Origin of the sequence: Methylobacterium sp. J-030 (assembly GCF_022829545.1) — a bacterium.
GTDB lineage: Bacteria > Pseudomonadota > Alphaproteobacteria > Rhizobiales > Beijerinckiaceae > Methylobacterium.
In genome coordinates, this window is the sequence record NZ_JAKSYM010000369.1 from 1 (window position 1) to 22,533 (window position 22,533).

At 71.0% G+C, this 22,533-nt stretch carries 20 protein-coding genes; 10 read left to right on the forward strand and 10 right to left on the reverse strand.

What is annotated here, in order from left to right; translation table 11 throughout:
* Positions 1–380 precede the first annotated feature (380 nt).
* Positions 381–1,103 carry a formate dehydrogenase subunit gamma gene (locus MKK75_RS28950; protein ID WP_244045937.1) on the forward strand — a complete coding sequence of 241 codons (723 nt, stop codon included), beginning with the start codon at positions 381–383 and terminating at the stop codon, positions 1,101–1,103.
* Positions 1,104–1,106: 3 nt separating this feature from the next.
* Positions 1,107–2,102: a formate dehydrogenase accessory protein FdhE gene (gene fdhE, locus MKK75_RS28955; RefSeq protein ID WP_244045938.1), complete on the forward strand. Its 996-nt coding sequence runs from the start codon at positions 1,107–1,109 to the stop codon at positions 2,100–2,102.
* Between the two features lie 227 nt (positions 2,103–2,329).
* Here fdhE and MKK75_RS28960 read toward each other — a convergent pair whose 3' ends face one another.
* The 3 genes from MKK75_RS28960 to MKK75_RS28970 all read right to left on the reverse strand — a co-directional run bounded on the left by MKK75_RS28960 (position 2,330) and on the right by MKK75_RS28970 (position 4,160).
* The gene (locus tag MKK75_RS28960) at positions 2,330–2,674 is read right to left on the reverse strand and encodes a hypothetical protein (protein WP_244045939.1); all 345 of its coding nucleotides are present in this window, start codon (positions 2,672–2,674) and stop codon (positions 2,330–2,332) included.
* Between the two features lie 196 nt (positions 2,675–2,870).
* Positions 2,871–3,356: an SRPBCC family protein gene (locus MKK75_RS28965; RefSeq protein ID WP_244045940.1), complete on the reverse strand. Its 486-nt coding sequence runs from the start codon at positions 3,354–3,356 to the stop codon at positions 2,871–2,873.
* Positions 3,357–3,536: 180 nt separating this feature from the next.
* Positions 3,537–4,160, reverse strand: coding sequence for a L,D-transpeptidase (locus MKK75_RS28970; RefSeq protein ID WP_244045941.1), 624 nt, complete (start codon positions 4,158–4,160; stop codon positions 3,537–3,539).
* A gap of 207 nt (positions 4,161–4,367) precedes the next feature.
* Between MKK75_RS28970 and MKK75_RS28975 the strand changes: the two genes are divergently transcribed.
* Positions 4,368–5,660: an ArgE/DapE family deacylase gene (locus MKK75_RS28975; protein WP_244045942.1), complete on the forward strand. Its 1,293-nt coding sequence runs from the start codon at positions 4,368–4,370 to the stop codon at positions 5,658–5,660.
* A 31-nt stretch (positions 5,661–5,691) separates the two neighbouring features.
* On the opposite strand, the gene MKK75_RS28980 is transcribed toward MKK75_RS28975, so the two are convergent.
* On the reverse strand, positions 5,692–6,753 hold the full coding sequence (locus MKK75_RS28980; RefSeq protein WP_244045943.1) for an SDR family oxidoreductase: 1,062 nt from the start codon (positions 6,751–6,753) through the stop codon (positions 5,692–5,694).
* A gap of 164 nt (positions 6,754–6,917) precedes the next feature.
* Complete coding sequence (locus MKK75_RS28985; RefSeq protein WP_244045944.1) at positions 6,918–8,252, reverse strand: aspartate aminotransferase family protein; 1,335 nt, start codon at positions 8,250–8,252, stop codon at positions 6,918–6,920.
* Positions 8,253–8,420: 168 nt separating this feature from the next.
* Between MKK75_RS28985 and MKK75_RS28990 the strand changes: the two genes are divergently transcribed.
* The 3 genes from MKK75_RS28990 (at position 8,421) to MKK75_RS29000 (ending at position 10,891) form a co-directional block, all read left to right on the forward strand.
* On the forward strand, positions 8,421–8,981 hold the full coding sequence (locus MKK75_RS28990; RefSeq protein ID WP_244045945.1) for a cupin domain-containing protein: 561 nt from the start codon (positions 8,421–8,423) through the stop codon (positions 8,979–8,981).
* A gap of 320 nt (positions 8,982–9,301) precedes the next feature.
* On the forward strand, positions 9,302–10,621 hold the full coding sequence (locus MKK75_RS28995) for an MFS transporter (protein WP_244045946.1): 1,320 nt from the start codon (positions 9,302–9,304) through the stop codon (positions 10,619–10,621).
* A 69-nt stretch (positions 10,622–10,690) separates the two neighbouring features.
* Complete coding sequence (locus MKK75_RS29000; RefSeq protein ID WP_244045947.1) at positions 10,691–10,891, forward strand: hypothetical protein; 201 nt, start codon at positions 10,691–10,693, stop codon at positions 10,889–10,891.
* A 221-nt stretch (positions 10,892–11,112) separates the two neighbouring features.
* Here the strand turns inward: MKK75_RS29000 and MKK75_RS29005 are convergent, their stop codons facing one another.
* Both MKK75_RS29005 and ccrA read right to left on the reverse strand, forming a co-directional pair.
* A complete protein-coding gene (locus MKK75_RS29005; protein ID WP_244045948.1) occupies positions 11,113–11,412 on the reverse strand; it encodes an alkylphosphonate utilization protein in 300 nt (99 codons plus the stop codon).
* A gap of 175 nt (positions 11,413–11,587) precedes the next feature.
* Positions 11,588–12,874 carry a crotonyl-CoA carboxylase/reductase gene (gene ccrA / locus MKK75_RS29010; protein WP_244045949.1) on the reverse strand — a complete coding sequence of 429 codons (1,287 nt, stop codon included), beginning with the start codon at positions 12,872–12,874 and terminating at the stop codon, positions 11,588–11,590.
* Between the two features lie 450 nt (positions 12,875–13,324).
* Between ccrA and MKK75_RS29015 the strand changes: the two genes are divergently transcribed.
* From MKK75_RS29015 to MKK75_RS29030, 4 genes are all read left to right on the forward strand, one after another.
* Complete coding sequence (locus MKK75_RS29015) at positions 13,325–15,364, forward strand: protein meaA (RefSeq protein ID WP_244045950.1); 2,040 nt, start codon at positions 13,325–13,327, stop codon at positions 15,362–15,364.
* A 109-nt stretch (positions 15,365–15,473) separates the two neighbouring features.
* A complete protein-coding gene (locus tag MKK75_RS29020; RefSeq protein WP_244045951.1) occupies positions 15,474–17,159 on the forward strand; it encodes a methyl-accepting chemotaxis protein in 1,686 nt (561 codons plus the stop codon).
* A gap of 47 nt (positions 17,160–17,206) precedes the next feature.
* The gene (locus MKK75_RS29025; RefSeq protein ID WP_244045952.1) at positions 17,207–18,241 is read left to right on the forward strand and encodes an MraY family glycosyltransferase; all 1,035 of its coding nucleotides are present in this window, start codon (positions 17,207–17,209) and stop codon (positions 18,239–18,241) included.
* Positions 18,238–19,158 carry an NAD-dependent epimerase/dehydratase family protein gene (locus tag MKK75_RS29030; protein ID WP_244045953.1) on the forward strand — a complete coding sequence of 307 codons (921 nt, stop codon included), beginning with the start codon at positions 18,238–18,240 and terminating at the stop codon, positions 19,156–19,158. Before MKK75_RS29025 ends, MKK75_RS29030 begins: the two co-directional genes overlap by 4 nt.
* 146 nt (positions 19,159–19,304) lie before the next feature.
* Here MKK75_RS29030 and MKK75_RS29035 read toward each other — a convergent pair whose 3' ends face one another.
* From MKK75_RS29035 to MKK75_RS29040, 3 genes are all read right to left on the reverse strand, one after another.
* The gene (locus tag MKK75_RS29035; RefSeq protein ID WP_244045954.1) at positions 19,305–21,272 is read right to left on the reverse strand and encodes an SDR family NAD(P)-dependent oxidoreductase; all 1,968 of its coding nucleotides are present in this window, start codon (positions 21,270–21,272) and stop codon (positions 19,305–19,307) included.
* Between the two features lie 101 nt (positions 21,273–21,373).
* Positions 21,374–21,496, reverse strand: coding sequence for a hypothetical protein (locus MKK75_RS35915; protein ID WP_279594215.1), 123 nt, complete (start codon positions 21,494–21,496; stop codon positions 21,374–21,376).
* 142 nt (positions 21,497–21,638) lie between these two features.
* Positions 21,639–22,490, reverse strand: coding sequence for a DUF1206 domain-containing protein (locus MKK75_RS29040; protein WP_244045955.1), 852 nt, complete (start codon positions 22,488–22,490; stop codon positions 21,639–21,641).
* Positions 22,491–22,533 lie beyond the last annotated feature (43 nt).

Sequence of the window (22,533 nt, forward strand, 5' to 3'; positions counted from 1 at the left end):
CGTCTGGCAGGGGAAGACGCCGTAGAAGGCGCGGAGTGCACGCGCCTGAGCAGCGGACGCGATGCAGCAAGGCCGGACGGAGCCGAGCGAGTCTCCCGCCCCGCTCGGCGGGTGAGGGTGGCCCGCGAATCGGGTCGGGAAAGGGGAGCGACGGTGCCGAAGCAGGCTGCGGCCTTCAGCACCGCTCCACCCCGTTCTGAACCCGGGTGCCCCTCTCCCGACCCCTGCTGACGCAGGGGCCACCCTCCCCCGCAGCGGGGGGAGGGAGACGCGCGGATCCCGAACCGACAGGGTGGAGACGGCATTGCCGTCACACCCTATCTTGTACGAAACGGCCGATCCGCGCCGCGGACCCGGCCCCGTCAGGCGCGAGAAGGCCGATGACGATCCACAGCGATATCCGCGACGGCGATCCCCGCCCCCTCCACCATGCCAAGGCCGAGACGCCGGAGGTGCTGTACGTTCCGCGCTACACGGGCGTGCAGCGGGTGAACCACTGGATCACCGCGATCCTGTTCACCCTGCTGACCCTCTCGGGGCTGGCGATGTTCACGCCCTACCTGTTCTCGCTGACCGGCCTGTTCGGCGGCGGGCAGGCGACCCGGGCGATCCATCCGTGGTTCGGCGTGGCGCTGGCGGTGAGCTTCTTCTTCCTGTTCGTGCGCTTCTGGAAGCTCAACATCCCCAACAAGGACGATGTCGAGTGGACGAAGCATATCGGCGACGTCGTGACCAACCGCGAGGACCGGCTGCCCGAGCTCGGCAAGTACAATGCCGGCCAGAAGGGCGTGTTCTGGGGCCAGACCGCGCTGATCGGCGTGATGTTCGTCACCGGCCTCGTGATCTGGAACACCTATTTCGGCGGCCTGACCTCGATCGAGACGCAGCGCTGGGCGCTGCTCGCGCACTCGCTCGCCGCGGTGATCGCCATCGCGATCATCGTGGTCCACATCTACGCCGGCATCTGGGTGCGCGGCACCGGGCGGGCGATGGTCCGCGGCACGGTGACGGGCGGCTGGGCCTACCGGCATCACCGCAAGTGGTTCCGGCAGATCGCGGGCGCCAAGGCGCGCCGCGGCTCGGTGGACAAGCGCGGATCCTGAGGCGTGGCCAATTTCTTCAAGCGTAAACCCGCGGCTCCGGCCGCGGACAAGACCCCGTCGCCCACCGAAGGACCGAAGCCCCGCCGCCGGGACTTCAACGAGCTGAAGCCCGATCCCGACAAGATCGGGATCTCCGGTTCCGTGCCGTTCGTGCGCCTGCCGGATCCCACGACGCTGTTCGCCGACCGCGCCGCGCGCCTGACCGAGGCTGCGCCGGGGCATCCGCTGGAGGCCTATCTCCGGTTCGTGGCCGAGGTCGCCCGCGCCCAGGCCGTGATCCAGGCCAAGACGTCCCCCCCACCACCGCAGGATGGCGCCGACCTCGCGCTCCGCAGCGAGCACGGCATGCCGCCCCTGTCGCGCCACAGCCTGGAGGCCGACGCGGGCTTCGACGAGACCCTCGTGGCGCTGCTCGACGCGCTGGATCTCAGGACGGCCCCCGAAGCCTCAGCGGCGGCGCGCGAATCCCTGCGCGCGGCCTCCCGCGAGGACCGTCTGGATCTCGCCCTGCAGGTCTTCGAGGGCGCGCTGCCGGTGGATCGGATCGCCGAATGCGTGTTCGTCTCGGCGGCCCTGCAGATCCGCCTCGCCGAGCAGGCCGCGCGCCTCGACACGAAGGTGTTGAAGCCCGTAGCGGACGGCGTCTGCCCGTGCTGCGGCGGCGCGCCGGTGGCGAGCGTCGTGGTCGGCTGGACCCCCGCCGACAAGGCCCGCTACCTCAGCTGCTCGCTCTGCGGCACCTACTGGAACCACGTCCGGATCCGCTGCACCGCCTGCGGCTCGGGCGAGGGGATCAGCTATTACGGCCTCGACGAAGTATCGAAGGACATCCAGGTCGAGACCTGCACGACCTGCCACAGCTACATCAAGCACCTGCACCAGCACCGGGCGCCGACGCTCGATCCGGTGGCGGACGATATCGCCTCCTACGGGCTCGATCTGAAGATCGCCGAGGAAGGATTCCGGCGGGCCGGGCTGAACCTGCTGTTCGTGATCTAGCCGGACTGCGCCCGCGTTGGGGCAATCCCTATCCTATCCAATCCCCCTCATCCTGAGGTGCCGCGGAGCGGCCTCGAAGGAGGGCTCCAGGAATCGCGCGGCCGGCTGGAGGGCTCCTTCGAGGCCTCCGCTGCGCTCCGGCGCCTCAGGATGAGGGAGATGGGTTGGACGCATGTTGAGGATTGAAACCAGAGTCCCCAACGGCGCGCCGAACCGAAAGACTTCGCTCAGCGGTATCCGTAGCGGCTCTTGGCGGCGGCGAGCAGGTGCAGGGCCTCACCCGACTTGCCGGCCGAGCACTCCGCGGCGGCCTGGGAGAGGTCGGCGTTGAAGCGGTCGCCCACGGGCTTGTTGAGGTTGCCGGTGGCCACGTCGCTATCGACGATCGCCTTGGTGCGGGCGATCTCTGGTCCGCAGCCGCTGCCCGTGGGCAGGGCGACCGGGGCGGGGATGACGGGCGAGGGCTCCCTGACCGCCGGGGTGGTCCGCGACTGGCAGGCCGCCAGCGCCGCCACGGCGAGGGCGGCGAGGCTGAGGCGCATCGGAAGACGGGACGCGGGCACGGCGATCATCCTGTTGCGGCGCGGGGCTGCGCCGCCCGGGTTTTGGGCCGAGCTTGGCAATGGGTCAATCGCTGCCGCGACACGCCCCGCCGGCGCGCGACGCGGGGCAGCGACATCAGTCCTGCAGAATTTCGATGCTGTCAGAACAGGATGGCGCGCGCTGCGACCATTCCGGTTCAACATCGCGCGCCGAATCGTGAGATCGTTACTTCGCCTTCTCGGCAAGCGCCTTCAGGCCGGAATCGTAGATGCCCTGGATCGCGTCGACCGCGACCGTGTCGGGGGCGCCCTTGGCGTTGAAGGTTCCGGTCCAGGTCACCTTCGAGCCGGAGCCCTCTGGAGCCACCGAGAGGGTCGACTTGTAGTCCGAGACCGGCAGCGGGCTCTCCAGGATCGTGTAGGTGTAGCTCATCACTTTGTCGTCCCGGGAGACCTGCTCCTCCTTGATGGTGCCGCCGCCCTTCAGGCTGAGGGTGCGGACCTTCATGCCGTCCTTGTCGGCGAGGGCGCATTTCTCGATGGCCGGGTGCCAGTCGCCGATGCCGCAGAACTCGCCGATCGTCTGCCAGACCTTGGCCGGCGGCGCGGCGATGTCGGCCGAGCGCGTCACCTCCAGGGCGTAGCCCGGCACGGTGGCCGCGGCGAGCGCCAGGACGGCGAAGGGAAGGGGCCGACAGAAAGCGAATGGCATCTCGGGGGTGTCTCCGTCCGTTTCGATGCGCGGTCAGGGAGCCGCGCGGCCTCTCTGGGCCGCGGGGGAGCTAAGCCTGGAACGCGCTGGCGGCAATGGGCGGGGGACGTCCGGCATGAGGTTTCCGCCGGGTGATGGGCTCAGATCCTTTCGCGCATCCGTGCCGGGTGGCGGACCGACCTACCAGCCGTCCATCTCATCGGTGTTGGCCGGATAGCCGTAGGCGGGGGCAGGCACATAGGCGGGGCGATATGTGACCGACAGCGACCGGCGGCCCATCTGGTCGCCGTCGGCCTGCAGCGCCTCCCCGTAGGGGCTGCGGTGCCGGGCGACGCGGATCCCGCGCGACCCGCCCTCGGCCACCGGCATGTCGGCGCCGTCGATCACCACCCGGGTCCGGCCCATGCCCTCGGCCTTCACGAGGTTGAACAGGGTCGCGGCGTTGCGCACCGACAGGCGCACGCAGCCGTGCGAGGCGGCCCGCCCGAGGTTGCGGACATGGTTGGTGCCGTGGATGGCGTGGCCCTGGTTGGTGAAGAACATCGCGAAGGGCATCGGGGCGTCGTCCCACTCCTTCGAGAAATGCGTGCGCTCCATCCGGAAGGGACGGTAGGACCCGGAGGGGGTGTCGTAGCTCTCGACCCCCGTGGAGACGGGCCAGGAATAGCGCGGCTGCCCGTCGACCGTGACCTCCATGCGCTGCGCGCCCTTGTCGACGTTGATCAGCACGTCCGCGGAGGCCGAAACCGGGATCGCGGCCGACAGGAGCAGGCCGGACAGGAGGGAGATCAGACCGATACGCATGTGCGCCTCCGACTGCAAAACCGCGACGGTTTGCCGAAACGCTAAGCCTCTGGCAACGCCAAGGTTCCGGCCGGTGCCGGCCCTGCGCAGTCACGCTTTGCTGAGCGGCGGCCCGGCACCGGCACGAACCGTGCGGCCGCCGACCGCCGGTTGACAGCGGCCCGGCCCCGGGCGCCTCCTCCCGGCCGCACCCCGTTCGGAGCTCCCATGGCCCTCGACCCCACCCTCGCCGCCGAGATCGAAGCCTCCGTGGCGGCGGGGTTTGCCGACCAGATCGCCCACACGCAGGCGCTGGTCCGGTTCGCGTCGCTGCGGGGCGCGGAGCATGCCTGCCAGGATTACGTGTTCGACCGGTTCCGCAGCCGGGGCTACGCCACCGAGCGCTTCGCCATGGACCGGGCCGCCATCGCGGCCCATCCGGGCGGCTCGAAGATCGACGACGCCCACCATTCCGACGCACCGATTGTGGTCTGCCACCACCGGCCAGCGACCGAGACCGGGCGCTCGCTGATCCTGCAGGCCCATGTCGACGTGGTGCCGACCGGCCCCCTCGACCTCTGGACCCATCCGCCCTTCGACCCGGTGATCCAGGGCGATTGGATGTATGGCCGCGGCGCCGGCGACATGAAGGCGGGGCATGCCGCCAACCTGTTCGCCCTCGACGCGCTCGCCCGCCTCGGCCTGCAGCCCGCAGCCTCGGTGACGGTCCAGTCGGTGGTCGAGGAGGAATCCACCGGCAACGGCGCCCTGATGACCCATTTGCGCGGCTACCGGGCGGACGCCGTGCTGATCCCCGAGCCCGAGGACGAGAAGCTCGTGCGTGCCAACACCGGCGTCTTGTGGTTCGCCGTGGAGGTCCGGGGCGTGCCGGTCCACGTGCGCGAGATGGGGGCGGGCGCCAACGCCATCGACGCCACCTACCGGGTAATCGGGGCGCTGCGCGACGTCGAGGCGCGCTGGAACGCCGAGGCGGCCACGCATCGCCACTTCGAGGGGGAGGACCACCCGATCAACCTCAATATCGGCCGGATCGAGGGCGGCGATTGGGCCTCCTCGGTCCCGGCCTGGTGCCGGATTCACTGCCGGATCGCACTCTATCCGGGCGTCTCGGCCGCGCAGGCCGCCGCCGAGATCGAAGCGGCGGTGTCACGCTTCTCCCGCACCGACCCGTTCCTGTCCAACAGCCCGCCGCGGGTGGTGTTCAACGGCTTCTTCGCCGAGGGCTACGTGCTGGAGGAGGGCTCCGAGGCCGAGGCCGTGCTCGGCCGCGCCCATGAGCGGGCGGTCGGATCGCCGCTTCAGAGCTTCATGAGCGCGAGCTACCTCGATACGCGTGTGCACGCCCTCTACGACCGGGTACCGGCCCTGTGCTACGGCCCAACCGCCCAGAACATCCACGGCTTCGACGAGCGCGTGAGCCTCGCTTCGGTGAAGCGCATCACCACCGCGATGGCGCTGTTCGTGGCCGCGTGGTGCGGGACCGAGCGCAGGGCCGGGTAATCCGCTCCCGTCCTTGCGAGCGGAGCCCGCGTCAGGGAATCAGCCGGTCCGCGCGGAGCTGGGCGAACAGATCGTGGAACGCGTCGTCGGTCGGCTGGTAGGCCGTGAAACCGAGGCGCCGGCTCTTGCTCATGTCGGTCACGACCTCGATCGGCCGGCCGAGATCGGCATCCGTGTGCCAGGCGGAGGCCAGCTTCTCGAGGTTCGGCTCGGCGAGGCCGTGGCGCGCCGCGATCTCCGCCCAGGCCGGCCCGTCCTGCGCCATCCGGGGCTCCAGGGGTCGGTGCGTGCCGTCGAACGGGACCGCTTCGATCCCGAACCACGCGGCGATCCGGCCCCACATCCAGCTCCAGCGGAAGACGTCGCCGTTCACGACGTTGAACGCCGCGTCGGCGGCCTCGGGCTCCGTGGAGGCCCAGAGCAGGTGGCGGGCGAGCAGCCGCGCGTCGGTCATGTCGGTGAGGCCGTTCCACTGGGCGGCCGAGCCGGGGAACACGAACGGGCGCCCCAGTTCCCGGCACAGCGTGGCGTAGCAGGCGAGCGTCGTGCCCATGTTCATGGCGTTGCCGACCGCCTTGCCGATGATCGTGTGCGGGCGGTGGACGCTCCAGGTGAAGCCGTCGCGCGCGGCGGCCGCAAACACGGCATCCTCCTGCGCGTAGTAGAAGTTCTCGATGTCGAGACGCCCCTGGTCCTCGCGGAACGGCGTCTGCGGCAGGGTGCCTTTGCCGTAGGCCTCGAACGGGCCGAGATAGTGCTTCAGCCCGGTCACCAGGGCCACGTGGCGGACGCTCTTCCTCGGCCGGAGCGCGTCGAGCAGGTTCTCGACCATCGCCCGGTTGACGCGGATCATCTCGGCTTCCGTGGGCCGTCGCTGCCAGGTGGCGAGGAACACGTGGGTTGGCGCGACCTCGGCCAGCGCCCGCGCCAGGGAGGCCGGATCCTGCAGATCACCAGCCACCGGCTCGACGCCCGTCTGGTTCACCGGATGACGCGCGAGCCCCGCAACCCGCCAGCCCTCGCGATGGAGCAGCGCCGCGGTGGCGCTGCCGACGATCCCGCTGGCGCCGACGATCAGGGCGGTGTTCGACATGGAAACCCTCGTGCCCGGTTCCGATCCGGGTCCGGGGCAGATGGGCACGGGTCGTGTCGCGACAACCCCACCGTGCAGGACGGTCACCTATGCGGAGGGCTCGAGTCCTGGTTTCGAACGGTCGAGACCTTTCGCGGGTCCAGGGCGGAGCCCCGGTCAAGCTCTCAGGCGGCCCGGTCGATCGCTGCACCCAGCACGTCCACGATCTGGCCGATCTGCCCGCGCTCGATGATCAGCGGCGGCGACAGCGCGACGATGTCGCCGGTGACCCGGGTGAGGAGGCCGCGCTCGAAGCAGTCCACGAACACGTCGTAGGCGCGCTTGCCCGGCGCGTCGGGACGCGGCGCCAGCTCGATGCCGGCGATCAGCCCGATGGTGCGGATGTCGATCACCCCCTTGCGCCCGCGCAGGTCGTGCATCGCCGAAGCCCAGTCGTCGGCGATGTCGGCGGCGCGGGTCAGCAGTCCCTCGTCCCGGTAGATGTCGAGGGTCGCGAGGCCCGCCGCGCAGGCGACCGGGTGGCCGGAATAGGTGTAGCCGTGGAACAGCTCGATCCCGTCCGGGCCGTTCATCAGCGCGTCGTGGACCGCGCGGCTCGCGAAGACCGCGCCCATCGGCACCGTGCCGTTGGTGAGGCCCTTGGCGCTGGTCACGAGGTCCGGGACGACTCCGAAATAGTCCGTGGCGAAGGGCGCGCCGAGGCGGCCGAACCCGGAAATGACCTCGTCGAAGATCAGCAGGATGCCGTGCTGGGTGCAGAGCGCGCGCAGACGCTCGAGGTAGCCCTTCGGCGGCACCAGCACGCCCGTGGAGCCCGCCACCGGCTCGACGATGCAGGCCGCGATGGTCTCGGCCCCGTGGAGCGCCACCAGCCGCTCCAGATCCTCGGCGAGCTCCGCCCCGTGCTCGGGCTGGCCCTTCACGAAGGCGTTGCGGGCAAGATCGTGGGTGTGGCGCAGGTGATCGGTGCCGTTGAGCTGCGGGAAGACTCGCCGGTTCGACACGATGCCGCCGACCGACAACCCGCCGAAGCCGACGCCGTGATAGCCGCGCTCGCGGCCGATCAGCCGGGTCCGCGTGCCCTGGCCGATCGCCCGCTGGTAGGCGAGCGCGATCTTGAGCGCGGTGTCGACCGATTCCGAGCCGGAATTGGTGAAGAACACCCGGTCGAGGCGCTTGTCCGGGCCGCCGGGGGCGATCTCCGCGAGCCGCTCGGCGAATTCGAACGCGATGGGGTGGCCCATCTGGAAGGTCGGCGCGAAATCGAGGGTCGCGAGCTGGCGCTCCACCGCCGCCGCGATGCCCCGGCGCCCATGGCCGGCATTGACGCACCAGAGGCCGGCCGTGCCGTCGAGCACGTTACGGCCGTCATCGGCGGTGTAGTGCATGCCCTCGGCCGAGACGAGCAGGCGCGGCGCCGCCTTGAACTGGCGGTTGGCCGTGAACGGCATCCAGAAGGCGTCCATCGCGGGTGTGTTGCGGAGCGGATGGTCGGTCATGGGCGGCTCTCCGGGTTTGGGCGGCGCGGATCGGGCGGCGGGACCAGGGGACACCCGCGCGGATCGGGCAACAAGTCCTTTTCTGATCGCCGCTAAGCCCTTGCAGGAACGGGGCCGCGGATGGCACCGTTGCGGGATCCGCAACACCTGAAACGGGCCCTCAGCCGGATGAGCATCGATGTCGGCGCGCGGCTGCGCTTCGTGCGCACCCGCCACGGCCTGTCGCAGCGGGTGCTCGCGAAGCGCGCCGGGGTGACGAATTCCGCGATCTCGCTGATCGAGGCCAACCGGGTGAACCCCTCGGTCGGCGCCCTGAAGCGGATCCTCGACGGGGTGCCGATCGGCATGGCCGAATTCTTCGCCCTGGAGCCGGAGCCGGAGCGCAAGGCGTTCTTCGCGGCCGAGGAGCTGACCGAGATCGGCCGGCGCGCCGCCAAGGGGGGGATCTCGTACGCCCAGGTCGGCGACAGCCTGTTCGGGCGCAAGCTCCAGATCCTGAAGGAGCGCTACGAGCCCGGCGCCGATACCGGCCGGGTGCCGCTCTCCCACGAGGGCGAGGAGGGCGGCATCGTGGTCTCCGGACGGCTGGAGGTGACGGTGGACGCCGAGCGCCGGATCCTCGGCCCCGGCGACGCCTACAGCTTCGACAGCCGCCGCCCGCACCGGTTCCGCTGCGTCGGGCCCAACCCGTGCGAGGTGGTGAGCGCCTGCACACCGCCGAGTTTTTGAAAAATGGCAGGCGCCAGGACTCCCATCCCATCCAATCCCCTCATCCTGAGGTGCCGGCGCGCAGCGGAGGCCTCGAAGGAGCCCTCCAGCCAGCCGCGCGATCCCTGGAGCCCTCCTTCGAGGCCCGCTGACGCGGGCACCTCAGGATGAGGGGATTGGATGGAGGTGCCGGCTCGTCGTGGAGAAGCAGCCTCGGAAGACCGCGACAGGCGGCTCCACGTCCGGTTGAAACACCCGCCCTGTCGCGTGCAGGCGTTGCGGTGGGCTGCCCGGCTGGGCATGAGGATTACGCCTGAATGCATAATCCCACGCGAGGATCGATGGCCGCCACCACCGCCGCCCCGGCTGCCGGGACCGGAACGAACCAGTCCGCCCGGGCGGCGCTCGCGGCCTTCGTGGGCACCACGATCGAGTGGTACGACTTCTTCATCTACGGCACCGCGGCGGCGCTCGTCTTCGGGCCGCTCTTCTTCACGGCGGAATCGCCCTACATCGCGACGCTCTCGGCCTTCGGCACCTTCGCGGTCGGCTTCCTGGCCCGGCCGCTCGGCGGCCTGATCTTCGGGCATCTCGGCGACCGGTTCGGGCGCAAGCGGGCGCTGGTGGCGACGCTGGTGATGATGGGCATCGCCACCTCGGGCATCGGGCTGCTGCCGACCTACGCGTCGGTCGGCCTGTGGGCGCCGGTGATGCTGGTCGTCCTGCGGCTGATCCAGGGGCTGGCGGTCGGCGGCGAGTGGGGCGGGGCGGTGCTGATGGCCGCCGAGCACGCGCCGGCCGGGCGCAACACCTTCTTCGCATCCTTCGCCCAGCTCGGCAGCCCCGCCGGACAGATCCTGTCGCTCCTGGCCTTCCGGCTCGCCGGCCTCCTCGACAAGGAGAGTTTCTTGAGTTGGGGCTGGCGGGTGCCGTTCCTGATCAGCATCCTGCTGCTCGCCGTCGGGCTCGCGATCCGCCTCGGCGTCGCGGAATCGCCGGCCTTCGAGAGGACCCGGGCCGCGGGCGGCCCGCCGCCGGCCCCCGTGCGCGAGGTGCTGACGACCTGCCTCAAGCCGGTGCTGCTGGCGGCCGGCGCCAACACCTTCGCGATCGCCTCGGTCTACCTGTTCAACACCTTCATGATCGCCTTCACCACGCAGTATCTCGGCATCGCGCGGGCGACGATCCTCGACGCCCTGCTGATCGGCGCCGTGGTGCAGCTGATCATGACCCCGGTGGGCGCCCGGATCGCGGAGGCCATCCGCAACGAGCGCCTGTTCCTGCAGGGCACGCTGATCTGGGCGATGCTGGCGCCCTATCCCCTGTTCTGGCTGGTCGAGACCAAGTCGGTGCCGCTGATCGTGCTCGGCCTCGCGCTCAACGTGATCGGCAGCGCGACCTTCTACGCGGTGATCGCCGGCTACCTCGCGGGCGCCTTCCCGGCCCGGATCCGCTACACGGCAATCTCGATCGCCTACCAGTTCTGCGGCGCGCTGGCCGGCGGCCTGACGCCGATCGTCGGCACGGTCCTGGCCGAGCGCTTCCAGGGCCATTGGTGGCCGATCGCCGTGTTCGGCACGGTGCTGGCGGGCGTGTCCTTCGTCTGCGTGACGCTGATCGGCGGCTACCGCGCACGCCAGCGCGGCTTTCTGGACGGGTGAGGGCGGATCGCTCGAAAGCCGCCGATCCGCGTAACGCGGGATTCAGGCCGGCGGATTAGCGTCGGCGGGATGGATACCGTCTCCGCAGCCACCGCCGTCCAGATGCTGGGCGCGGCCCAGAACCAGCAGATCGGCGTCGCCATCGCCCGGCAGCAGCTCACGGCCGACAAGGCCGTGGCCGGCCTCGTGGCGGAGGACGCCCAGAACGCGGCGAGCGCCGCGCCGCCGGCGCCCCCCGGCCAGGGCCTGAGCGTCGACCTGCGGGTCTGAGAGCCCGTCGTTTTCCGCTGCACGGACCGGCCAAGTCGTGGTTTCGAAAGGTCGGGACCTTTCGCGGGTCCAGGGCGGAGCCCTGGTGTCGGGCTGCGCCCGAGACGATCAGGGCTTTGCCCTGACAACCCACCAAAGGGCTCGCCCTTTGGAACCCCGGGATCTTACGTCGAACAAACCCTGAGACAGACCCCGAACGCTTCGACTTTCCAGGGAGCGCGTCAGCGCTTGCGCACGAACTCCGTGCGCAGGACCAGGCCCTTGATGGTGTCGTGGCGGCAATCGATCTCCTTGGGATCGTCCGTCAGGCGGATCGACCGGATGACCGTGCCCTGCTTGAGGGTCTGGTTCGCGCCCTTGACCTTCAGGTCCTTGATCAGCGTGACCGAGTCGCCGTCGGCGAGGCGGTTGCCCGAGGCGTCGCGGACCTCGGCCCGGGCCGGCGCCGCACCGGCCGCCCCGGGCGGGAGCCACTCGCCGGTGGCCTCGTCGTACACGTAAGTCTCGTCGTCGCCGGTCAAATCCCAAGCCCCCGGTTCGGATCGGGCCGGGTCCGTCAGGATCTCTCAGGCCCGCATCCGCGCATCCCGCCACACCGAACCGGCAACCGATTCGGCGGGGGACGGCCGAGCTTAGCCGATCGGCCCGGCCCTGCGCGAGGGCGGCGGAGCCGGGCAGGGGACTCGGGGAGGGCGCTTACCGCTTGAGCGGCCCGGCCTCGATCACGTCCTCGACGGTCCGCAGGCCGGCGCGGGGCGCGTTGACCAGGCAGGCCATGTTGCCGGGCGGGTGCTGGTTCTTCCACATCTTGGTGTGGGCCTGGGGGATCTTGTCCCAGGGGAAGACCTCGCTCATGCACGGGTCGATCCGCCGGTCCAGCACGAACTGGTTGGCCGCCGAGGCCTGCTTCAGGTGGGCGAAGTGCGAGCCCTGGATCCGCTTCTGCCGCATCCAGACGTAGCGGGCGTCGAAGGTGATGTTGAAGCCGGTCGTGCCGGCGCAGAACACAACCATGCCGCCGCGCTTCACCACCAGCGCCGAGACCGGGAAGGTCGCCTCGCCGGGATGCTCGAACACGATGTCGACATCCTGCTTGCCGGTGATGTCCCAGATCGCCTTGCCAAATTTCCGCGCCTCTTTCGTCCAGGCGTGGAACTCAGGGGAGTTCACCTTCGGGAGCTGGCCCCAGCAGTCGAAGTCCTTGCGGTTGATGACGCCCTTGGCGCCGAGGCTCATCACGTAGTCGCGCTTCGACTCGTCCGAGATCACCGCGATGGCGTTGGCGCCGGACGCCGCGCAGAGCTGCACGCCGAACACGCCGAGGCCGCCGGAGGCGCCCCAGATCAGCACGTTCTGGCCGGGCTTCACCGTGTGCGGGGCGTGGCCGAACAGCATGCGGTAAGCGGTAGCGAGCGTCAGCGTGTAGCAGGCCGCCTCCTCCCAGGTGAGGTGCTTGGGCCGCGTCATCAGCTGGCGGGACTGCACCCGGCAGAACTGCGCGAAGGAGCCGTCCCCGGTCTCGTAGCCCCAGATGCGCTGCGAGGGGGACAGCATCGGGTCGCCGCCGTTGCACTCCTCGTCGTCGCCGTCGTCGCGGTTGCAGTGGACGATGACCTCGTCGCCGACCTTCCAGCGCTTCACCTTCGCGCCGACCTTCCAGACGATGCCCGACGCGTCGGAGCCCGCGATGTGGTACTCGCCCTTGTGCACGTCGAAGGGCGAGATCGGCTCGCCGAGGCCGGCCCAGACGCCGTTGTAGTTGACGCCCGCCGCCATGACAAAGACCAGAACCTCGTCGTCGCCGATCTCCCAGACCGGCAGCACTTCGAGCTGGTGGGACTGCTCCGGGGGGCCGTGGCGCTCGCGCCGGATCGCCCAGGCATACATCTTGGCCGGCACGTGACCGAGCGGCGGGATCTCCCCCATCTCGTAGAGGTCCTTGACCTCCCCGCCCGTCGGACTGACCGCAGCGCTCGCCGCCATCTCGCTCTCCTCTCGTCCCGCGTGTTGCTCACGGCCGCGGTTCTCCCTCGCGCTATAGCGGCGATGCGAAACACCTCCAAGTGGGTCGAAAGTCGAAACCCAGAGGTTTTCGCCCTGAAGAAGCCGCCCGCACAGGGCAGGGGCCCGCGTATTCAAATTCGGTTTTCGGGGAGACCAAGTATTATTCCGCGCGCCGGGGGCCGGCAGCAGACCAGAGACCTTGCACGACGCTGTCGACCTCTCAGGTGGACTTTATACCAGATAGCGAGCGGCCGCGCGGGCCGGCACCGTCAAATCCCGCTGTCCCGGCGCACAAGTTTTTTGAAGCGCCGCGGTGCCGCGCGGGGGCGTCTTGCACCTCCGTCGCGGATGACGCGTGCCCAAGCCTTCGCTACGGTGGCGGCAAGGCTGCGCTCCGGGCGCGGATACAAAGATCACACGGAGGCCAGGATGGGCGCGCGTATCGCGGAGACCGGCGTCGACAAGTCTAGCCGCGACAAGCCCTGGATCATCCGCACCTATGCGGGACACTCGACCGCGGCGGAGTCGAACAAGCTCTATCGCGGCAACCTCGCCAAGGGCCAGACCGGCCTGTCGGTGGCCTTCGACCTGCCGACCCAGACCGGCTACGACCCCGACCACGAACTCGCCCGCGGCGAGGTCGGCAAGGTCGGCGTCTCGATCGCGCATCTCGGCGACATGCGGGCCCTGTTCCAGGACATCCCGCTCGCCCAGATGAACACCTCGATGACCATCAACGCCACGGCCCCGTGGCTGCTGGCGCTCTATCTGGCGGTGGCCGAGGAGCAGGGCGCGCCGCTCGCCGCCCTCCAGGGCACGACCCAGAACGACATCATCAAGGAGTACCTGTCGCGCGGCACCTACGTGTTCCCGCCCGCGCCCTCGCTCCGGCTCACCAAGGACGTGATCCTCTTCACCACGCAGAACGTGCCGAAGTGGAACCCGATGAACGTCTGCTCCTACCACCTGCAGGAGGCGGGGGCGACGCCGGTCCAGGAGCTGTCCTACGCGCTCGCCATCGCCATCGCGGTGCTCGACACGGTGCGGGATGATCCGGAATTCGACGCCGAGAGCTTTTCCGACGTGTTCGGCCGGATCTCGTTCTTCGTGAACGCGGGCCTGCGGTTCGTGACCGAGATCTGCAAGATGCGGGCGTTCTCGGAACTCTGGGACGAGATCGCCCGGGAGCGCTACGGCATCGACGACCCGAAGAAGCGCATTTTTCGGTATGGCGTTCAGGTCAACAGCCTCGGGCTGACGGAACAGCAGCCCGAAAACAACGTCCATCGCATCCTGATCGAGATGCTGGCGGTGACGCTCTCGAAGCGCGCCCGCGCCCGCGCCGTGCAGTTGCCGGCCTGGAACGAGGCGCTCGGCCTGCCGCGGCCCTGGGACCAGCAATGGTCCATGCGGATGCAGCAGATCCTGGCCTTCGAGACCGACCTCCTCGAATACGACGACATCTTCGACGGCAGCCACGTGATCGACGCCAAGGTCGAGGAACTGAAGGCCCAGACCCGGGCCGAGCTGGAGCGGATCGGCGGCATCGGCGGCGCGGTCGCGGCGGTGGAGACCGGGGCGCTCAAGCGCGCGCTGGTCGAGTCGAACGCCCGGCGGATCTCGGCCATCGAGGCCGGCGAGCAGATCGTGGTCGGCGTCAACAAGTGGCAGCAGGGCGAGCCCTCGCCGCTCACCGCCGGGGAGGGGGCGATCTTTTCCGTCTCCGAGACCGTCGAGATGGAGGCGCAGGCCCGCATCCGCGACTGGCGCGGCCGCCGCGACGAGCGGGCCGCGGGTCAGGCGCTGGAGGCCCTGGAGCAGGCGGCGCGCTCGGGCGCCAACATCATGCCGCCCTCGATCGAGGCCGCCAAGGCCGGCGTCACCACCGGCGAATGGGGCGCGCGCCTGCGCGCGGTGTTCGGCGAGTACCGGGCGCCCACCGGCGTCACCGTGGAGACCATCTCGAGCGGCGCGGCCGAGGAGGCCAAGCTCCTGATCGCCGATCTCGGCGAGCGGCTCGGCGAGACGCCGAAGCTCGTGGTCGGCAAGCCGGGCCTCGACGGCCATTCCAACGGCGCCGAGCAGATCGCGCTCCGCGCCCGGGACGTCGGCTTCGACGTGACCTACGACGGCATCCGCCAGACACCGGCCGAGATCGTCGCCAAGGCGAAGGAGACCGGCGCCCACGTGGTCGGCCTGTCGATCCTCTCGGGGAGCCACGTGCCGCTGGTCCGCGAGGTCCGGGCCAAGATGCGCGAGGCCGGGCTCGACCACATTCCGGTGGTGGTCGGCGGTATCATCTCGCCCGAGGACGAGCTGGTTCTCAGGAACATGGGCGTGCGCGCCGTCTATACGCCCAAGGATTACGCGATCGACCAGATCATGGTCGGCCTGGCCAAGGTCGTCGAGAAAGCCCTTGAGTATTCCGGGTCGTCAAAACAGCCGCACGAGGACGCCAAGACCTACTGAAAACCGCCAGCTTTTAACGCGGATCGATCCAGATCGCGCGTCAAAGAAGCTTAACTGTTTCTCCGCATAGCATTCCTCGGCTCATCGCACGAGCCGAGGAGCAAGCGGCATGCGAAACGGCCTCTCCATCGCGACCAAGCTCGGGAGCTGTCTCGCCGCCCTGGTCCTGCTGATCGCCGCGACGAGCGGCCTGTCGCTGGAAGAATTGAGGCGCGTCGCGACCACCGCCGGCGAGCTGCGCGACGTCCGCGTGCCCGCGACCGACATGCTGGGCGGGATCGGCATCAACGTGATGCGTCAGCGGGTGAACGGCAACCGCCTGATCACCGCCGACACCCCGCAGCAGCGGGCCCTGGTCGAGGGCCAGATCGCCAAGCGCGACGCGCTGCTCGCCGCACAGATCGCCCGCTACGAGGCCCTGCCGCTCTCGGGGCCGGAGCGCGACGCCGACGCGCAGTTCCGGCAGCATCTGGCCACCTATGCCGACCAGCAGCGGCAGGCGGTGGCGTTGTCCATGGCGGGTGACGTGGCCGCCGGGCAGCGCATCTACAACACGGCGATGTCGGACAGCATCGCCGCCATCATGGCGGATTGGGAGAAGCTGGTCGGCCTGAACGCGGCCGAATCCCGAACCAGCGGCGCGCAGATCGCGCAGACCTACGCGGACGCCGTGCAGAACACGCTCGCGCTCGCCGGCCTCGCCCTCGTGGTCGCCCTCGGCGCCATGGTCCTGGTGGCGCGGGGCGTCAGCCGACCGCTGCGGGCGATCTCCGCAGCGACGCAGCGCCTGGCCGCCGGCGATACCGAGGCCGACATCCCGGCCCGTGATCGTCGGGACGAAATGGGCGTCCTGTCCCGCGCGCTCGTCGTGTTCCGCGACGCCCTGGTCCGGACCCGTGCCCTGGAGGCCGAGGCCGCCCGGGCCCGCACCGATATCGAGGCGCAGCGCCAGGCCGCGACCCATGCCCTGGCCGCCGCGTTCGAGAAGGCGGTGGGCGGCATCGTCGGCGGCGTCACCGCGGCGGCGACCGAGCTGGAGGCGACGGCCCGGTCGCTGACGGGCAGCGCGGCGGCCTCGGCCGGCCAGTCGACGACGGTCTCGGCCGCCGCGAGCGAGGCGGCCGCCAACGTCAACACCGTGGCGGCGGCGGCCGAGGAGCTGGGCTCCTCCGTGCAGGAGATCGGCCGTCAGGTCTCGGGTTCGGCGGAACTGGCGCGGACGGCGGTGAGCGAGGCCACCGAGACGGTGGCGCTGGTGCAGGATCTCAGCACGGCGGCCGCGACGGTGAGCGACGTGGTGGCGCTGATCTCCGGGATCGCGGCCCAGACCAACCTGCTGGCGCTCAACGCCACGATCGAGGCCGCCCGCGCGGGGCCCGCCGGGCGCGGCTTCGCGGTGGTGGCCAGCGAGGTCAAGGCCTTGGCCGCGCAGACCGCCAAGGCCACCGAGGAGATCACCGGCCAGATCGGCCGGATCCAGAGCTCGACGGGGCAGGCCGCGGCGGCGATCGACCGGATCGGGCGGCGCATCCGCGAGATCGACGGCGTGGCGGCCAGCATCGCGGCGGCGGTTGAGCAGCAGGGGGCCGCGACCCAGGAGATCGTCCGCAACGTCGCACAGGCGGCGGCCGGCGCCGGCACCGTCACGAACACGATCGCGGACCTCGCCCAGGCCGCCGAGGAGACCGGCTCGGCGGCCGATCAAGTCCTGAGCGCGGCCTCCGAGATGTCGCGTCAAGCCGAGCACCTGAGCACGGAGGTCGGGCGTTTCCTCGCCACGGTGCGGGCCGCGTGACCCGCCGGGCCCTCACGATCGCGCCCGGGATCGCGTAGGACGGCGCCATGCCGTCCGCCCTGCCCACGATTCTCCTCCTCGCCGTCCCACTCGCCGCCGCCCTCTCGGCGGGGCTGATCCTGCGGCTGTTCCCGCTGCTGCAGCGCTACGCGCTGGCCCGGCCGAACGCCCGCTCCAGCCACACGGTACCGACCCCGCAGGGGGGCGGAATCGCCGTGGTGACGGCGCTGGTGACGATCTCGGGCCTGCTCATCGCGGCGCCGGAGATCGGCGGCCGGCCGGACTGGATCTGGCTCGCCGGCTGCGCCCTCGCCCTGGCGGTCCTGGGGGCCGTGGACGACGTGCGCCCGCTGCCGGCCAGCCTCCGGCTCGTCGCGCAGGCCGTGGCGGTGGGCCTGCTGGTCTGGCACCTCGACGGGCAACTGCTGCCCGGCTTCCCCCTCTGGCTGGAACGGGGCCTCGCCCTCGTCGCGGGCCTGTGGTTCGTCAACCTGACGAACTTCATGGACGGGCTCGACTGGATGATCGTGGCGGAGATCGTCCCGGTCTCCGGCGCCCTGCTGCTGTTCGGCCTCGCCGGATTCCTGCCGCCGCTGCCGGCCCTGGTGGCGGCCTGCCTGCTCGGCGCGATGCTGGGCTTCGCGCCGTTCAACCGGCCGGTCGCAAGACTCTTCCTCGGGGATGTCGGCGCGCTGCCGATCGGGCTCGTCACCGCGTGGCTGCTCTGGCATCTCGCTGCGGCGGGAGGGCTCGCTGCCGCGGTGCTTCTCCCGCTCACCTACCTCGCCGATGCCAGCCTGACGCTCGCCGCCCGGGCCGCCCGGGGCGAGCGGATCTGGGAGGCGCACCGGAGCCACTTCTATCAGCGGGCCACCGTCAACGGGCTCGGCGTCCCGGGCGTGGTCGGGCGGGTCTTCGCGGTCAACCTCGCGCTCGCGGCGCTCGCCGCCGCGACCTTGTTTTGGCCGTCCTGGCCGGTCACCCTCGCGGCACTCGCGGCCGGGCTCGCCCTGGTCGCGGCCCTGCTCCGCCGCTTCGCCCGCGCCCCGGCGCCGGCCCCCGAAGGTGCCGCCCACCCGTGACCGGACTGATCGCGCTCACCGGGGCGACCGGCTTCATCGGCCGCCACCTGCTCGCCGACCTCACCGCACGCGGCTATCGGGTCCGGGTGCTGCTGCGCCGGCCCACCGCCCTGCCGGAGGGGGCCGCGAGCGCGGTGGTGGGCGACCTGACCCGCCCGATCAACATGGCCGCCGCGCTCGCCGGCGTCGACGCGGTGGTGCATTCGGCGGGCCTCGCGCATGCCATGTCGGGCGCCCCGGAGGACGATTACCGCACGCTCAACACGGAGGCGACGCGCCGGCTCGCCGAGGCAGCCGCGCGCGCAAAGGTGCGCCGGTTCGTGTTCCTGTCCTCGATCCGCGCCCAGGTCGGCCCGAGCGCGCCGGGCGCGGTCGGGGAGGGCGATCCGGCCGCGCCCACCGACGCCTACGGCCGCTCGAAGCTTGAGGCCGAGCGGGCGCTCGCCGAGACCGGGCTCGACTGGGTCGCCCTGCGCCCGGTCCTGGTCTACGGCGCCGGCGTGAAGGGCAACATGGCCGCGCTCCTGCGGCTCGCCCGCAGCGCCTATCCGCTGCCGCTGGGTGGCCTCGCGGCCCGGCGCTCGCTGATTTCCCTGGAGAGCCTGTCGGCGGCCGCGGACACGGTGCTGCGGGCGCCGGATCCACTGCGCCGAGCGCTGATCGCGGCCGATCCGGATCCGCTCAGCCTGCCCGAGATGATCGCGGCGCTCCGCGCGGGCCTCGGCCGCGGCCCGGGGCTCGTCCCGGTGCCGGCCGGCCTCCTCAAGCTGGCCTGCCGGATGACCGGACGCGACGCGCAATTCGCCCGCATCGCCGAGGGGCTGGTGGCCCGCGCCGAGGGCCTCGCGGCTTTGGGCTGGCGGCCGGCGGGATCGACCCGGGACGGCTTGGCGCGGCTCGCACGGGCGGAAGGCTGAGGATACGAGCGCCCGGGTCAGGGTTTCCAGAGGGATCAACCCTATGGCGGGTGTCGGGCGGAGCCCGACGAACCATCCAGGGTCTTGCCCTGGACCCACGAAAGGGATGATCCCTTTCGAAACCCGAATTTTACCCGCCGTGCGGTTTACGCGGGGCTCATCGCGACGGCCGGCACCCGCCCGGTCCGCGGGGCATGGCGTTCGCGGAAATGCGGCACCGCCGCCTCGAACACCGCCTCCGCGGCGGCTCGGTCGCCGGCCGCCACGGCGTCGCGCAGCGCGGCCACCCAGGCATCGAGCCGCGTCCGGTCGGCGAAGACCGGGCGCGCCGCCATCACCCCGTCGATCCCCGCGAGCGCGACGCGCGGCTCGTCCCGGGCAAACAGGATCTCGTTCAGCCGCTCGCCGGGCCGCGCGCCGGTGAACGCGATCTCGATCTCCGCGCCGGGCTCGAAGCCGGCGAGCCGGATCATCCGTGCGGCGAGGTCGGCGATCCGCACCGGCTGGCCCATCTTGAGCACGTAGACCGCGGCGCGTGCGGAATCCGGCCCGGTGCGGGCCTCGCCGTCGGCGTGGGAGGCGGCCGTCAGCACGAGGTCGCAGGCCTCGCGCACGGTCATGAAGTAGCGGACCATCTCGGGATCGGTCACCGTCACCGGCCCGCCCCGGGCGATCTGCGCCTTGAACACCGGCACCACCGAGCCGGCCGAGCCGAGGACGTTGCCGAACCGCACGGCGATCAGCCGCGTGGGGTGACCCGTCCGGGCGGATTGCTCGGCGTCCAGCGCCTGGGCCACCATCTCGGCGAAGCGCTTGGTGACGCCGAGTTGCGAGACCGGCTCGATCGCCTTGTCGGTGGAGATCATCACCAGTGCCCGGGCGCGGGCCGCCACCGCGGCCTCGGCGACGTTGATCGAGCCGAACACGTTGGTCTTGATGCCCTCCTGCCAGTCCCGCTCCAGGTAGGGCACCTGCTTGAGCGCGGCGGCGTGGAGCACGTAATCCGGCCGGAACGCCGCGATGACCTGATGCGTCCGCTCCCGGTCGCGGATATCGGCCAGCACCCCCGTCACCGCGGCGTCGGCGGCCAGGATCGCCGGGTGCGTGAGGATGCCGTGCAAAGCCGGCTCGGAGGCGTCGAGCACCAGCACGGCGGCGGCCCCGAACGCTACGGCGCGCAGGCAGATCTCGGAGCCGATCGAGCCGCCGCCCCCCGTCACCACCACCCGGCGGCCGGTGAGGAACGCCTCCAGGCGCACCCGGTCGATGGGCACGGTCGGGCGCAGGAGCAGGTCCTCGATCTCCAGCGGCGCCAGTTCCGGGCCTTGGGTCCCCCCTTGCGCGCCCTCGCCGAGGCCGGCCACCCGGGCGAGCGGCAGGCCGAGCCGGCGGGCGCGGGCGATCAGGTCGTCGGGCGACGCCTCGGGGACGAGGGCGCTCGGCGTCGCCACGAGGCGTCGCACCGGCTCGCCCCGGGCGGCGAGGTCGGCCACCACCCGCTCCAGGTCCGGGAAGCCGCCGAGCACGGCCACGCCGCGCATGAACTGCCCGCGCTCGTCCGCCCGCGGCGAGAGGATGCCCCGGGGCGCGAGCTTCTTCACCGAGCCCGCCTCGATCGCCCGGATCAGCACGTCGATATCGGCGCCGCGTCCGAGGAGCAGGGTCGGGACCGTGGCGGACCGGGCGCTCGACTGCCGCGAACGCGTGTCCTTGAGATAGCGGAAGGCGAGCCGCGCCCCCCCCAGGAAGAAGATCTGCAACACCCAGTAGAGCAGGATCGCGATCTTGCCGAAGAAGTAGAAGCCGTAGAGATCGGCCGAGACCAGGACCCAGTCGGTCACCAGTAGGGCGAGCGCCAGCACGCTCGCGGCTCGGACGATGCCGGCGAGATCCTGCAGGGAGGCGAAGCGCCACTTGGTCCGGTAGAGCCGGAAGCGCGCGTAGACGAGCCCGGCAACAAGCAGGAACGGCGGCAGCAGCAGGGGCAGGGCGTGCAGGCGCTCGTCCAGCATCCCGCCCTGGAAACGGAACAGGAAGGTGAGCACCACGGCGGCGGCGGTCGCCGCGAGGTCGTGGGCCACCATCACCGCGGTCTTGTAGTGGCGCTGCTGCATCGGGGGCCGGATGGGGTGCCGCGGGGTATCCGCCGCGGGACCGGTCCTGTCAACGCGCCGCGGCCGCAGCGCGCCATACGGACGCGCGACCGCCCGGCGGGCTATCGGGCGTGCGAGCCGGAGAAGCCGGTCTTGAAGTTCTTCTGGTAGATCCGGCCCTTGACCGGATATACCTTATCGACCAGCAGAATTCGAACGCGCTCGTTGAAGTCTTCTGTGGTCACGGTTTGTGCTCGACCGGTAATCAGGGTACGGGCCATCATCGTCTCCGCGTCATTGCCCAGGGCACGGGATTGCGCGGAGGGTCCTTTTAAACTGGGGTGTGGCCCGGCGATTACAATCGCATCGGATGACGAACCGGGCCGATCAGGTCAGGGCCCGGGCCGCGGCGCCGGCCGCGTCGTCGACTTGATCGATGTCGGGAGCCTCGATGTGCCGATAACGGGCCTGGATCAGCCCGAACGCCCCGAAGGCGGCGTGGCCCGCCGCCACGAGCCCGAGCAGGATCGCGCCGTAGGGCTGGGCCCGCAACAGGGCGAAGGCCTCGCCGAGCCCCTTGGCGTCGGACGAGCGCTGGTGCCACGCCGCCGCGACGAGGAAGCCGCCGATGATCAGGAAGGCCAAGCCCCGCGCCGCGTAGCCGAACCGGCCGATCGGCCCGGCCCAGCGCGTGCGGGCTTGGGCGTCGAGGGCGAGCCGGTCGGTGACGTCACCGCGCCACGCCTTCCCGAGGAAGCCGAAGCCGCCGCCGACCACCGCGAGGCCGGCCGCCGCCACGAGCCAGCGGCCGAAGGGCTTGGCGAGCAGCCAGGCGGTTCCGTCGTGCATGCCGTCGCCGCCGCTCATCCCGAGCCCGAGGCTCAGCGATGCGGCGCTGGCGGCGAGGCCGAAGTACAGCGCGGCGCTGACGAGATGCGCGCCCCGCACCGCCAGCCCCTTGATCGCCGTGCCCCGCCGGTCGGCATCCGTGACGCCTTCGACGAGGCGCCAGAGCGCGAAGCCGGCCAGCCCCAGCGCGATCAGGCCGACGAGGGCCGCGCCGAAGGGCCCCGCCAGCACGGTGCGTAGGGCGTCCTTGCTGTCGCCGGCCCGTCCGCCCTGGCCGAACGCCGCCAGCAGGGCGAGGCCGCCGACCACGAGGTAGACCACGCCGCGGGCGCCGTAGCCGAAACGGGCGACGCGCTCGATCGTGTTGCGGCCGCCGGGGAGGGTGCTCATACCGGAATCTGAAATGCGCATCCGATGCGGGATCGGACAACGT